General features: G+C 42.6%; 14 protein-coding genes. 9 read left to right on the top strand and 5 right to left on the bottom strand.

The features are described from left to right. Positions 1-66: 66 nt before the first annotated feature. From IPP86_11420 to IPP86_11390, 7 genes are all read left to right on the top strand, one after another. Positions 67-840: a Crp/Fnr family transcriptional regulator gene (locus tag IPP86_11420; GenBank protein ID MBL0139122.1), complete on the top strand. Its 774-nt coding sequence runs from the start codon at positions 67-69 to the stop codon at positions 838-840. A 676-nt stretch (positions 841-1,516) separates the two neighbouring features. After that, positions 1,517-2,482 (top strand): 4Fe-4S dicluster domain-containing protein, encoded by a 966-nt coding sequence (locus IPP86_11415; GenBank protein MBL0139121.1) that lies wholly within the window; start codon positions 1,517-1,519, stop codon positions 2,480-2,482. 159 nt (positions 2,483-2,641) lie between these two features. Next, entirely contained in the window at positions 2,642-3,985 is a 1,344-nt protein-coding gene (nrfD, locus tag IPP86_11410; GenBank protein ID MBL0139120.1) for a polysulfide reductase NrfD, read from the top strand. Then, complete coding sequence (locus IPP86_11405) at positions 3,982-4,542, top strand: hypothetical protein (GenBank protein MBL0139119.1); 561 nt, start codon at positions 3,982-3,984, stop codon at positions 4,540-4,542. Before nrfD ends, IPP86_11405 begins: the two co-directional genes overlap by 4 nt. A gap of 52 nt (positions 4,543-4,594) precedes the next feature. Continuing rightward, positions 4,595-5,068 carry a cytochrome c gene (locus tag IPP86_11400; protein ID MBL0139118.1) on the top strand — a complete coding sequence of 158 codons (474 nt, stop codon included), beginning with the start codon at positions 4,595-4,597 and terminating at the stop codon, positions 5,066-5,068. Positions 5,069-5,225: 157 nt separating this feature from the next. After that, positions 5,226-5,654, top strand: a complete 429-nt coding sequence (locus IPP86_11395) for a cytochrome c (protein MBL0139117.1) — start codon at positions 5,226-5,228, stop codon at positions 5,652-5,654. A gap of 280 nt (positions 5,655-5,934) precedes the next feature. After that, entirely contained in the window at positions 5,935-6,774 is an 840-nt protein-coding gene (locus IPP86_11390) for an alpha/beta fold hydrolase (protein ID MBL0139116.1), read from the top strand. 36 nt (positions 6,775-6,810) lie between these two features. Here IPP86_11390 and rpmH read toward each other — a convergent pair whose 3' ends face one another. The 4 genes from rpmH to IPP86_11370 all read right to left on the bottom strand — a co-directional run bounded on the left by rpmH (position 6,811) and on the right by IPP86_11370 (position 9,514). Beyond that, the gene (rpmH, locus tag IPP86_11385) at positions 6,811-6,957 is read right to left on the bottom strand and encodes a 50S ribosomal protein L34 (protein ID MBL0139115.1); all 147 of its coding nucleotides are present in this window, start codon (positions 6,955-6,957) and stop codon (positions 6,811-6,813) included. A 108-nt stretch (positions 6,958-7,065) separates the two neighbouring features. Next, on the bottom strand, positions 7,066-7,701 hold the full coding sequence (gene rsmG, locus IPP86_11380; GenBank protein ID MBL0139114.1) for a 16S rRNA (guanine(527)-N(7))-methyltransferase RsmG: 636 nt from the start codon (positions 7,699-7,701) through the stop codon (positions 7,066-7,068). Positions 7,702-7,793: 92 nt separating this feature from the next. Beyond that, positions 7,794-8,399, bottom strand: a complete 606-nt coding sequence (locus tag IPP86_11375) for a sigma-70 family RNA polymerase sigma factor (GenBank protein MBL0139113.1) — start codon at positions 8,397-8,399, stop codon at positions 7,794-7,796. After that, positions 8,390-9,514, bottom strand: a complete 1,125-nt coding sequence (locus IPP86_11370; GenBank protein MBL0139112.1) for a glycosyltransferase — start codon at positions 9,512-9,514, stop codon at positions 8,390-8,392. The genes IPP86_11375 and IPP86_11370 overlap by 10 nt, the downstream gene beginning before the upstream one ends. A 222-nt stretch (positions 9,515-9,736) precedes the next feature. On the opposite strand from IPP86_11370, the gene tgt reads away from it, so the two are divergent. Then, positions 9,737-10,867 (top strand): tRNA guanosine(34) transglycosylase Tgt, encoded by a 1,131-nt coding sequence (gene tgt, locus IPP86_11365; protein MBL0139111.1) that lies wholly within the window; start codon positions 9,737-9,739, stop codon positions 10,865-10,867. A 211-nt stretch (positions 10,868-11,078) separates the two neighbouring features. Next, entirely contained in the window at positions 11,079-12,158 is a 1,080-nt protein-coding gene (locus tag IPP86_11360) for an LptF/LptG family permease (GenBank protein ID MBL0139110.1), read from the top strand. Positions 12,159-12,304: 146 nt separating this feature from the next. On the opposite strand, the gene IPP86_11355 is transcribed toward IPP86_11360, so the two are convergent. After that, positions 12,305-14,188, bottom strand: a complete 1,884-nt coding sequence (locus tag IPP86_11355; GenBank protein MBL0139109.1) for a PQQ-dependent sugar dehydrogenase — start codon at positions 14,186-14,188, stop codon at positions 12,305-12,307. Positions 14,189-14,192: the final 4 nt, after the last annotated feature.

Genomic DNA, 14,192 nt, shown 5'->3' with positions numbered 1-14,192 from the left:
GGGCTATTTAGGGGAACCGGAAACGAACAGAATTGTTTTCACCAAGAACAATAACTCAGGAACATTATGAGATACGGGGATTCAAAACAAGTTTATTTTGACAAGTTGTCCGGAAGAAATTCTACCCGGGATAAAGAAAATATTGTAAATACGATTTTCAAAAACAATTCATTGAGCAAGGGGTGTACGGATGATCAAAAAAATTACATTATCGCGCACATGAATTGCCGGAACTACAGAAAGGGGGAAGTTGTATTTTATGAAAATCAACCCTCGTATCTTATCTATTTTGTTGAATCCGGAATCGTTAAACTCTGGAAGGAAGGCTTGCACAAAGACGGTCAAATTATTCGTTTCGCAAAAGAAGGGGATATGATGGGATTTTGGGGCGCGCTGGAAAACAATAATTATTCGCTCACTGCCACAGCGATGACGGATTCACAGCTTTGCTTTATCACACGAGATATTTTTCTTCCGGTTATCAAATCGGATTCTGCTTTAAACAGCATTTTGCACGATTATATCAAGGAATTAAAAAAAACAGAAGATGACCTGCGCAATATGGCGGAAATGAATGTGCGTGAAAAAGTAGCTCACTCCATATTAATACTGCTTGACTTGTTTAAAAACAAACTGGATGAAATTTCGCTTCGTGTTGTATTATCCAGGAAGGAAATCGCAGCATTATCTGCCATTTGTGAAGACCGGGTAAGCAAGCAGTTGTCTGATTTTAGAAAAGAACGAATCATCATCACAAATGGTAAAAACACATATATTGACAAGCTCGCTTTGCGAAAAATAATTTCATTCAGCGATTATCTCGATAAAATAATGAACTGATATGCTTGTGTAAGCCCTCCAATTTTTTGGAGAATCCCTGCCTTGATAAGCAGGGATTTTTTTTGCACTCCTCCCCTCTACTCTTTCTAAAATTATTTTAATTCCGTTGTTTTTTTTTAGCTGTTCGTCGCTTAGAAAGTAAAAGCATATGTTTTGCTTTTCACTTTCTGAAAATATGATTCCGGGAAGGCATTCGGCCTGTTGGTTTACCGTGCCATCGATCGATAATATCTTGCCGATGTCGTTGTGAATAACAGGTTCGGCCTGCAATTGTTGTCCACAGTTCTGTTTGTTAGAACCTTTACAATATCAGGTTTACACGTCTGCAAGGATTGATCTTTCATTCTTATCTATTACTGCTTACCGACGAATGACAAACTTCTCTGCGACATATGTCGGCATTTACATGGGCAACAAACTTGGATTTGTCAGCCCCTGGACGAAGTATATTCATACAGAAGTGGCCAATTTTGTTCTGTGATTCAAAGGAGTTCAACCCAATCAAAGATGAAAATTAAAACAAATCCAGGTTTACTTTCAGCGACAGAATTCCATGCACCATTGCTTTCAATGAACTCTGCTGAAGTGATTCTCGCCGGGATTTACCCTTGCATCAGTCAACAAATATTCTGACCACTTATAATAAAGATCCTAACCAATCTTAATAAAGAAATAAATGGAAACCGGAAAAGAAAATAAAATCATCAAATCTGAATCCGCAGCAAATGAAAAAGCATCCACTCGCCGGGGCTTTTTAAAACTTAGTCTTTTGGCCGGGGGAGTTGCATTGGCAGGAGCGGAAGTCACAAGAATGTTGGCCGGACCCAAGACATCGAACGGTGAAAAAATTAAGCTGTTGAGTAAAGACGGGAAACTGGTTGAAGTGGACAGCGCGAATGTGCATGCAGTTGTCGTGGATAGTACTGCCGGTACAAACATCCGTCAGGGCGTACCCGGAAAAAAATTCGTCCGTGTCATCGATTTGGCGCGATGTTCAAATGAACGTGCATGTATTGAAGGATGTCAGAAACAACACAACCTGCTTCCTCCTATCGAATGGATCAAAGTGAAAAAGATGCAGGATGTGGAAATGGAATCACCGTATTGGTTTCCTCAAATGTGTTACCACTGTGATAATCCTCCGTGCACAAAAGTATGTCCGGTGGATGCTACATTTAAGAGAAGCGACGGATTGGTGCAGACGGATAATTCACGCTGTATCGGTTGCAAATTCTGTATGGCAGCCTGCCCTTATTCCGCACGTAGCTTCAATTTCGGAAGACCCGAACAAACAGCATATTTCGAAAAGCATAAAGATGATCCAGGTATTTGCCCCACCAGTAAACCAGAAAATTATGGCACTGTATCCAAATGCGATGGCTGCCCTGATGATATGGCGAAAGGAATACTTCCTGCATGTGTCCGCAAATGTCCGAATGGTGTGATCTTCTATGGTGATGAGAACGAAGACACCGTTTCCAATGGAGATGAAATATTTCAATTGTCCGCTCTTCTCACTGAACGCGCAGGCTACCGCCAATTCGATACGCTGGGTACAAAACCCAGAACCTATTATCTGCCGCCGGTGAAACGTAATTTCCCCTTCCAGGAAGCTAAGGAAAAACACAATACACAGGAATAACACAATCAATCCCAATCACACACATTCATTATGGAAACGACCACTATTGCATATGACCCCGTGATTCAGGAAAAGCTGAAATCAAGTGAGGAAATTTTTGTCCAACCGGAAGTGATCAAAGCATTTCAGGAGAGGCAGAAACTTGCCTGGGAAAAGAGGATGCAGGAGAAGTACAGTAAAATGGAATCAGATCTACTTCAGCCGATTCGTAAAATCAGTCTTGCAGGGAAAATCTGGATAGGATTTTTAATTATAGCCTGCTTGTGCGGACTTTATGCTTATTATCTGCAGGAATCCAGAAGCAAATACGAAACGATTGCACTTCGGGATTACACCATGTGGGGTGTTTATATTTCGACATTCGTTTTTTATGTTGCTTTAAGCTTAGTCGGTGCTTTGATGTCTGCCATTCTCAAATTGATCAACTTCGAATGGTATCGCCCGCTGGCCAGAATAGCACAAATCATTTCGGTCTCCGCGATCATCATGGCAGGACTGTGTATCGATTCCGCAATGGGCCGTCCTGATCGGCTGTATTATCTTCTTCTGCACGGAAGACTTCAGTCTCCGATTGTGTGGGACGTGATCGTTGTCGTGACCTACATCGCCGCAAGCTGTTTGTTACTCTTCATTCCGATGCTTCCTGAAATGGCGATATGCCGTGACCGGCTTACTGAAAAACCTGCGTGGATGCGCTGGATGTACAATAAGCTTTCTTTCGGATGGAAGGGTGCTCCCGAACAATGGAAAATAGTGAAGCGGAGTGTTCACATTCTTGCGGTAATGGTTGTTCCCCTGGGCGTTTCCATTCATACGGTAACGGCATGGTTATTTGCAACAACACTACGTCCGGAATGGGACAGTACCAATTTTGGACCTTACTTTGTTTCCGGTGCCTTCCTGCTGGGCTGCGCGGCAATGATCGTAGCGGTTTATATGATTCGCAAATTTTACCATTACGAAAAATATCTTACGGTAAAACATTTTGATCGCATGGGTAAGATGTTGGTATTGCTCGGGCTTTGTTACACGTATTTTAATGTGAACGAATATCTCGTGCCATCTTATAAAATGAGCGGATTGCATGCCAACCACCTGCTTGATTTATTTGTAGGAGAATCCGCCGCGATGTATTGGATGGTTGCCGTCTTTGGCTTCATTATCCCGGGAACTTTACCCATGTTTAAAGCAATGCGGAAACCTCTTCCGCTCACTATCATAGCAACTACGGTTGTAATTGCTGCCTGGTTCAAACGCTATCTTATTGTAATACCGGGATTATCACATACGTTTCTTCCGATTCAGGATGTTCCGGAATCATGGACGCACTATACTCCCAGTCTTATTGAGATGACGATTGTAGGCGCGACATTCGCGGCATTGCTGCTCATTGTCACTTTATTCTCCAGGCTGTTTCCAATTATTTCGATTTGGGAAGTAGCCGAAGGAGAAGGAGTCAATCTGAGCAGGATCAATAAACACATTAAATCAAAAATGGTATGAAAAAGATTATCAATTCAATCGGGGTAATGTGTAAAAGCTTTCTGATACTACTGAGTTTCGTTCCTTCACTGGTATGGGCAGCTGAATCAGGACCTCAGAAGATTATACTCACGCTGACAAAAACTGAGGATGCCAGGTCATGTAAGGCCCTCGTGTTATCTGCCGATTCGAAGCCGGTAAGTGGTGTTGCAGTAAATTTTTATATCCAACGCAATATCGGACTGCTTCCGATCGGCACCCTGAAAAACACTAACGATGAAGGTGAAGCCAATGTTAACTTCCCAAAAACTATTCCCGGTGATGCAAATGGAAATGTGGTTGTCATCGCTCGTCTCGATGAGGATGAATCCATCACGGATCAAAAATCGATTGCATGGGGAACGAAAGCAGTTCTCACCACTCCGGTTGATCCAAATGCATTGTGGTCTTCAAACGCGCCAACGTATCTGATTATCCTTTCGAATACGATTATTGCCGGAATATGGGGTACGATGGGGTATATCGTCTTCCTGCTGTTCTTCCGGGTCAAAAAGAGCGGCGCAAATTATCAACCCTGACATTAAAAAATTCATTCAAAAGTAATATTAACCCAGTCTAATACTTCTTATTATGAAAAAGTTCACCACTAAATCAACGTTATTCCTGGTTGGAATGAGCGTTATCAGTTTTCTCCTCTTCACAATGATCGCTTTTAACGGAAATGCTCAAAAACAAAAATCATCAAATAAACCATGGCCTTGTCCTGAAAAAGTAGCACAACTCACCAATCCGATCAGTCCTGAACCCGGAATTCTTGCAGCTGGAAAAGAAATCTGGTTGCAGAAATGTAAGTCCTGCCATGGAAAAACCGGTCACGGCGATGGCACGAAATCAAAAAATATTGATGTGACAATTGCCGACTTTACATCCCCTGAAATTCAAAGCAAACCCGATGGTGAATTATTCTGGAAAACCAAAGAAGGAAGAAAACCAATGCCATCCTGGAAACATGAATTATCAGATATCGACAGGTGGTCTGTCATCCATTACATTCGTACACTTCCAAAAGAAAAAGATTCAAGTCAAACTTTGAGTTATCGGTAATCAATTTACCTCCATGGAACAACCCGAAATATCTCCGGCTTAAGTAGACGCAAGATTAAAGCCGGAGAATTTTGGGGGACAGGGAGTGTCAATGAGAAAGTCATCAAACAAGTTCTTTAATCCATCCATCCACAATCAAAATTTAAAAAGAAAAAATATGAAAAAATCCTTGCATTACCTCAACATGTTCCTCGCAGGAATCACACTCGCAGGAATCACCCTCTATACGAATACATCATTTGCAGGTGATGGTAAGCCGGAAGGTAAACCCTGGCCCTGTCCCGACAAAGAAGCGAAAGTTAAAAGCCCTATCAAATCTGATGCAAGTGTAATGACCACCGGTAAAGAGCTATGGAATCAACATTGCAAATCCTGCCATGGAAAAACAGGCAAAGGCGATGGAACCAAAGCGGAATCTATTAATATTTCCTGTGGTGATTTTACTTCCGAGAAATATCAGAAAAGAACTGATGGAGAATTATACTGGCTAACAACTGAAGGAAGAAAACCTATGCCTTCATACAAAGAGAAGTTAACAGACAACGAACGCTGGATGATCGTACTGTTTACCCGTACTTTTAAATAATCCAATCCCGAAAAATAGACAGATGGTCTAAGCTCATTGCTGAGCGCCATTCTAACAGATATGTCAGGAGAATGAACACCTCTCGACTGGGCCCGGCCAAAAGGAAATTCCTTTGATGGTCGGGCCTGTTTATTGACCCTCGTTCCCAAATTAACTCGTGTCCTTTGTCCCGATGGGAGAAAAACTTCGTGAAAAGAGCGTAAAGAAGAATAAGCAAAATCAGATGCTGGCAGCATTTTTTTTATCTTGAGCCTTCATATCATCGCGTGTAAATTATAAAATGAACAAGACCGGTATCATTTCCTGGAAAGGTTTTCATTGGGAATATTTTGTGTACGGAAACGGACCTGAATATCTCTTCGCCTTTCATGGCTTTGACAATGACGCGGTAGACTTTTCTTGTTTTGAAAAAGCGTTGGGAAAAAGATATACCATCGTTGCTATCAATCTTTTTTTTCATGGAAAAAGTTTCTCCGAAAAAGGAGTCTACAAACCCGGCTTCAGCGAAAATGACCTGAATGAATTGTTCAATCGCTTCCTCATCGAATTTAATTGCACACGATTCTCCTTGCTTGGTTTTAGTCTGGGCGGAAGAATAGTCCTTCAGCTCACAATTGCTTACGCCGAAAGAATCAACCGCGTATTTCTGCTGGCTCCTGACGGTTTAAAAATCAGTCGCTGGTATCGTTTTGTGACGCATTGGAGAATCGGAAGAAGATTGTTCAAACGGGTTGTCGTCAATCCCAACAACTTTTTCGCGATCGCGGGTTTCTTTCGAAAGCTCCGGCTGGTTGGAGCCAAGCAATACAAATTCGCTTTGGGAAATTTTGACACAAAAGAAAAAAGAGAAAAGGTGTACAATGTGTGGATGATCTTCCGGAACATTCTTCCGGATCCATACATCGTAAAAGTTTCACTGGATGAGAACCAGGTTATTCTGCATCTGGTTTTTGGTGCCTACGATACAATCATCCCTGCAGTCTGGGGCAAAAAATTCAGGAAAGGTCTGGATACACCGGTAACGTTTGATGTCCTCGAGATGGGACATAATTTGCTCAAAGAAAAAGTCGCCGAGGAGCTCTACCGTTTAATTACGGACAATAAAAAAGATGCTGACTGAAGCCAGCATCTTGCATAATATCTTTAACCGAATCGATTATTTCTCGTCAGAAACAGTGAGTTTCTTACGTCCACGGGCACGACGTGCGGCAAGCACGCGACGGCCATTGGCTGTACTCATACGTTCACGGAAGCCGTGTTTATTCTTTCTGCGACGATTCGACGGTTGGTATGTCCTTTTCATGGTAATTAACTGTTTTGGGCCTCAAAAATCAGGATGGCAAAGGTATACTATTTTTTTTTCTGAACAAATATTGAAGAAAAAGAAGCCTTTATACTTATGCTCTGATTATTAAATACTTATATAAACTACTTTCTTTGTTTCGAAGAATTCTTCTTTGAAATAACGATTTAAATCAAAAACCAGACTCGGTTTTCCCAGATCCGCAATTTCCTGATCGAGGTCTCCCCCTTTCAGGTATAAAATGCCATTTTTCAGCGCATTCTTCCCTCCCGGCCTGATTTTCCGGTTGACCCAGCCATAGAATTCTGTGAGGGTAGTCACCGCACGGCTGACCACGAAATCGAATTTTTCGTCCAATTCCTCCGCTCTGGCTTTGCTGGCTCTGAGGTTCTCCAAACCGAGGGCTTTTGCGACTTCCTGCACGACGGTGATCTTTTTTCCGATGGAATCCACCAGATGGAACTTCACCTCCGGAAAAAGTATTGCCAGGGGAATCCCGGGAAAGCCTCCGCCGGTACCTACATCGAGGACACTTGTTCCCGGAACAAAACTGATCACTTTCGCGATGCCCAGGGAATGCAATACATGATTGATGTAAAGGTTCTCGATATCCTTGCGGGAGATCACATTGATCTTTTCATTCCATTCCTTATAAAGAGAGCCAAGCAGGTTGAATTGATCCTGCTGCTTTGCTGTAAGCGTTGGAAAGTAGTGAAGGATAATTTCTGAATGCGGGAACTCCATTAGGTATAAATGTTTCGTCCCATTGGGACAAAGAACACAACCATGATAAGATTGGTCAATTTATCCAAATGGGACGAAATAAATTTTCGGATTTATATCTGCTCCTCCTGATTCTTCAGGATCTGATAAAGAAACTCACGGGCACGGAACAATTGTGCTTTTACGGTTCCCAGAGGAAGCTTCAGCTCGTCAGCAATTTCTTCATATGAACGTTCCTGGAAATAACGCAGTTCAACAAGACGTTTGTAACGTGGTTTTAATTTTTCCACAACATCACGCATCAGGATTGCTTTTTGCTTTTTGATCATCTTCTCTTCCGGATCAAGCATCGGAGATTTGATTTCAAATTGCATTTCCTGTCCGCTGTCGTTCTCCATATTTTTATCAATGGAGAAAGTGTACTTCCTTTTACGACGGATAAAATCGATACAGTTGTTGGTCGCGATCTTAAACAACCATGTACTGAAGGCGAAATCCGGAGTATATTGATGAAGGTTTTTAAACGCTTTACCAAAGGCTTCGATGGTCAGATCATCCGCGTCGTCGCGGTTATTGACCATTTTCAACAACATGAAGTAAATGGAATCCTTGTAGCGCGACATCAGCTCTGCATAGGCTTTTTGATCGCCTTTCACAGCGAGTTGCACGAGCTTAAAGTCGACTTGTGCTTTTTCTGACAAATTGGGATTTACTTCCATGCTTTTTGCTTTGTGAACATGTTAGAGATATAAATGACCGGTTGAAGCAATGCATGCACTGGCTCCAGTACGGGAAATAGGAAAATGAGGTCTTTTTCGTTGAGTCGGGTCGCACTCTTCCACAAAACCGGCATTTTGAGTAATAACAAACCTCCGTACAAAGATACGAGTATTCTCCACTCAAAACGCAATGATAATAAGGCAATTAACAGTAGATAAAAGAAGATTCCGCTCATTGAAATAAGGAAGATCTGAAGCTTGTGGATTCCTTTGTAATGTCTTCCTGTACTCATGTGCCTTCTCTTCTGACGGAACCAATCGCCAAACTTTGCTTTTGGTTCGGACAGTGTAAACGCGGATTCTGATATTTCTATTTTGGTATTTTGTTTATTGGCATTTTCATTCACAAACAAATCATCATCTCCAGAAAAAAGGTGATTGTGTTTCGCGAAACCTTTATTTCTGAAAAAAAGTGATTTTCTGTATGCCAGGTTTCTTCCTACTCCCATATATGCATTTCCACCCAGCGCGAATCCGAAGTATTGCATGGCAATGAGGAATGTATCAAAGCGAATCAGTTTATTCAAAAAGCCGGGCTTTTTCTGATAAGCACCATAACCCAGAACAATTTCTGTCTCTGAACTGAATTGTGATTGCATTTGCGCCAGCCAGTTTTTTGATGAAGGAATACAGTCCGCGTCGGTCATGAGCAACAATTCATTCTTCGCGGCTTTTACACCAAGGGTGAGCGCGAACTTTTTACCATGGCGGTATTTCTCCTGTTCTTTGATCGTGACAACTTTGAGATGCTTGTAAGTGAGCGCCATCTCGTCGAGATATTCCGAAGACTCATCCCAGGAGCAATCATTCACAACTATCACTTCGAAATCAGGATAAGCCTGTTCAAGTACCGCCTGCAAATTCTTCCGGAGATTGATCGCTTCATTTTTGGCACAGATAATCACTGAAACCGGTTCATTACCAGGAGTTAATTTCTCAGCTTTATAAAATGCCAGTCGTCGATACGTCACCCAATACACCCAGAACTGGATGAAAGTCACTGCACTCAGAAATAAAAACAACAGGTCCGTTACCGGCCCTTTCACCAACATCATACGAACAGATAGAAATTATCCAACTTTTACACTTTCTACAAATGTATCCAGACCCATCCTACCAAAGTGTCTATATTTGCGGAGATATTAACGCTCGTTTGTTGATGAAGACATGACCGGTGCTTGGAGGTTAGTGCTTAGTGCATAGTACAAGCTACTAAGCACTAACCACTAACCACTAAGCACTAACCACTAAGAACCAAGAACCAAGCACTGAACAAAATGCTTTTCACAATTAAAAAAACCGATCCCAATTCCAAGGCGCGTGCCGGGGAGATTACGACGGATCACGGGAAAATTCTGACGCCAATTTTTATGCCGGTGGGAACGGGAGGGACTGTGAAAGCAGTGCAACAACCCGAGCTCAAATCGGATATCAAAGCGCAGATCATCCTTGGAAATACATATCACCTCTACCTGAGACCCGGAACCGGTTTGCTTGAAAAAGCGGGAGGTCTGCACAAGTTCATGAACTGGGACCGTCCCATTCTTACCGACAGCGGTGGTTACCAGGTGTATTCTCTTGCCGACAAAAGAAAAATAAAGGAAGAAGGCGTAGCGTTTACATCGCATATTGACGGATCCAAGCATGTCTTTACGCCGGAACGGGCGATGGATATTCAACGGAGCATCGGTGCCGACATCATGATGGCATTGGATGAATGTACTCCCTATCCCTGCGATCACAAATACGCGAAAACCAGTATGGGAATGACGCATCGCTGGCTCCAGCGCTGTTGCAAACAATTCGATCTCACGGAAGGAAAATATGGCTATTCACAAACTCTGTTTCCTATCGTACAAGGAAGTGTTTACAAAGATCTTCGTATAGAATCCGCAGAATTTATCGCCGGTCAGGAAAGAGAAGGCAATGCAATCGGCGGCTTGTCTGTTGGCGAGCCCGCTGAAATGATGTACGAAATGACCGAACTGGTTTGCAATATTCTCCCCAAAGACAAACCCCGTTACCTCATGGGTGTGGGCACTCCAATCAATATCCTCGAAGGAATCGCTTTGGGAGTGGACATGTTCGATTGCGTGATGCCGACACGAAACGCGCGGAATGGAATGCTCTTTACCAAAAACGGGATCATCAATATCCGTAACGAAAAGTGGAAAGAGGACCTCGGTCCAATTGATCCGGATGGAACTTCCTATGTGGATCAGTTTTATTCAAAAGCCTATCTTCGCCACCTCGTCATCAGCAAAGAAATCCTTGGTGCACAAATAGCGACATTACACAATCTGGCTTTCTATCTCTGGCTGGTAACCGAAGCCAGAACAAAAATTCTTGAAGGCACCTTTCGGCAGTGGAAGGATAGCATGGTTGGGGTGCTTGGACGGAGGCTTTAGGGTTATGAGTTATGAATTATGAATTCTGAATTCTGAATTCTGAGTTCCGGGTTCGAGGTTCAGTTTTTATGAATTTAATAAATAATATTAAGGTCATACCACTAAGAACTAACCACTAAGCACTAACCACTAACCACTAACCACCAAGCACTAACAACTAACAACTAACAACTAACAACTAACAACTAACAACTAACAACTAACCACCAGAGTGCTCAAAATCCTCGACCGCTATATTATCCGTAAATTCCTGGGGACGTTTTTCTTTTCCCTGGCTTTGATCATTTTGATCGCGGTGGTGTTTGACATTTCGGAAAAGCTGGACGATTTCATCGAAAGAAAAGCTCCGCTGAACAAAATCATTTTTGATTACTACTTCAATTTCATTCCCTACTTCGCGAATTTATTTGCCTATCTCTTTGTATTTATCTCTGTTATTTATTTCACGGCAAGACTCGCCGCGAATACTGAAATTGTAGCTATCCTCAACAGCGGAATCAGTTTCCGGCGATTGCTCTACCCCTATTTTGTGGCTTGTTCCGCGCTGGCAATTTTATCCTTCTATTTCAACGGCTGGGTGATTCCGCACTCTAATAAAATCAAACTTGATTTTGAAAATGTTTACATAAAAAACCCTGTTGAATTCAAAGATAGAAATCTCCACCGGCAAATTTCACCGGGCACCTACATGTATATGGAGAGCTATAACAATATCGACAATATCGGTTATCGTTTCTCTCTTGAAAAAATCGAGAACGGAAAAAGAACATGGTTTTTGAATTCCGACAGGATCGTTTGGGATTCTACCAGTTCAAAATGGAGAATCGAAAATTATTATATCCGTTCCATCAACGGCTTTCATGAAAAACTCGCTTCCGGACCAAGGATGGACACTACGCTCTCCATCAAACCCGGAGATTTCAAAAGACGTTTGAACATTATCGAAGCAATGGATACACCTGCTCTGAATCGTTTCATTGAAGAGGAACAAAGTCAGGGTTCAGAAAATGTAAACGCTTATCTCATTGAGAAGTACAGAAGAATCGCTGTACCTTTTTCAACATTCATTCTGATGCTGATTGGTGTTTCTTTGTCGAGCAGAAAAGTGAGAGGTGGAATCGGAGCGCAGTTGGGATTGGGAATCACACTTAGCTTTTCCTATATTCTTTTCATGCAGGTATCAAACACTTTCGCCATTAATGGCTCTATTCCTCCCCTGCTGGCCATTTGGATCCCGAACATTATTTTTGCGGGGATCGCGGCGCTGTTGGTTCGGTTTGCGCCGAAGTAGGTTAGAGGTTAGAGGTTAGAGGTTAGAGGTTAGAGGTTAGAGGTTAGAGGTAGAGGTTAGAGGTTAGAGGTTAGAGGTTAGAGGTTAGAGGTTAGAGGTTAGAGGTTAGACTTTAAATCCAACCTCTAATCTGAAACATCGCACGATTATTGACGAACAACAAAGGTCCTCGTTACTGAAGCTTTTCCGTCGCTGAGTTGGATGGAATAAATACCATTGGCAAGGTTAGCATCTACAGGAATAGTTGACATTCCTTTTTCCGCAGAAATTGTTTTCACAGAAACAGTCTGCCCAAGCATGTTCGAGATTTTCAACTCGAGTGTCTTTTCCATGTTGGTTACAAAATCAAGTGTAAACGAACCTGAATTCGGATTTGGATAAAGTTCAATTGTTTTCAGCCAGGTATTTTCTGTTACTCCAAGACAAGCATCTACACGCACGGTTTGTGTCGCTACCAGATTGCAACCTTGCGGCGAATGATAGATGTAAGAAATCTCGTGTGTTCCTATTCCGGCTTCGGCAGGATCAAAAGAAATACAATGTATACCCGGACCACTGAAAGCTCCACCCAAAGCGGAAGGCATTAATGTTACCGCAGGATTAAATACGCAATACAAAGTATCCAGTCCGGAAAAACTAAGATTGATTGGAGTGGAATGAACAAAACGTGTAGCAGCGGTATTCGTACAACCTGGACCGGCACTTACATCAACAGAATAAACGCCTTCCTGACTGGCAGGAATACTTGATGAATCCGCGCCGGTAAGTGGTGTTCCGTCAAGGCTCCACTGGTATGTAAAACCGGCACCTTCAGGAACGCTTAATAATGCACTCCCTGTTCCACAATCAATAACCGTGTCAACACCACCATTGATATAAGTCGCGGGAGTGCAATCAGCGGAAGAAAATTTAAATATTGTTCCTGTTCCAACTCCGGCGCAATACAATTCGCCATAACGATCTTCCCCGAAACAGGAAACGTTTGTCGGTCCGATATTACCCAGATTCGTGACAGTATAAATTCCCAGCGAATCTACTTCCATGTAGCGAATGCTTGAAGCGCAATAATCCGTGAAAAAATATTTTTTCCACATATCGTTATGCGATCCACCACGGTAGCGATATCCACCGGTAACGGAACAGTTTCCGCTTGTGTGCGTGTATGTATAAACCGGACTGGTGTAATTCACCAATGGTAAACAACCGGAACCTGAAGAATATTGTGAAGTGCCTTCCCAGCATCTCCAGCCGTAATTTCTTCCACCCTGCGCCCAGGCCGGCTGGAAATCTATTTCTTCTACTGCGTTCTGTCCGACATCTCCTATCCACAAATCTTTTGAAACACGGTCAAAGCTCCATCTCCAGGGATTTCTGATTCCGATGGCCCACAGTTCTTCTCTGCCGGGAGTACCGTTGCAGGGATATGGATTTCCGGGAGGAATTTCATAAGTAGGAATAGAAGGATCAACTTTAATTCTCAAAATTTTTCCAAGAAGAGAGTCTCTGTTCTGTGCACGGTTTTCAGGATCACCACCGGAACCACCATCGCCCATACCAATGTACAGATAGCCATCAGGGCCAAAGGCAAGATGTCCGCCATTGTGGTTGGAATAGGGTTGCCATATCGTAAGCAGAATCTCTTCCGTATTCGGATCCACGGAATCCGGATTTGTTGCACTCACACGGAATCTTGATATGCGTGTATCACCGTGTGTACGTGCAGTGTAATTCACATAAAAATATCCGCTGGTTGCAAAATCAGGAGCGAATGCCAATCCCAGCAATCCCTGTTCGCTACTTACAATCACGCGGGAAACGATGTTAAGAAATGGATATGGATTTTTTATACCATTCTGATCGAGGATTTGGATTCGTCCGGGTTGCTCAACAACAAACAGACGGTCATCACCACAACTTTTGATGTCAACAGGACTGCTTAATCCTGTTGCAAAGCTGGTAGCTGTGATTTGACTAAAACCATATTGAACTGAAATCAATACAAGTACTAAGGGGAGTAGAATTTTTTTCATCTGG

The sequence above is a fragment of the Bacteroidota bacterium genome (assembly GCA_016720935.1).
Lineage (GTDB): Bacteria > Bacteroidota > Bacteroidia > AKYH767-A > 2013-40CM-41-45 > JADKJP01.
The sequence above is the reverse complement of the archived record's forward strand: the minus strand, read 5'-3'. Positions and strand labels throughout refer to the sequence as shown.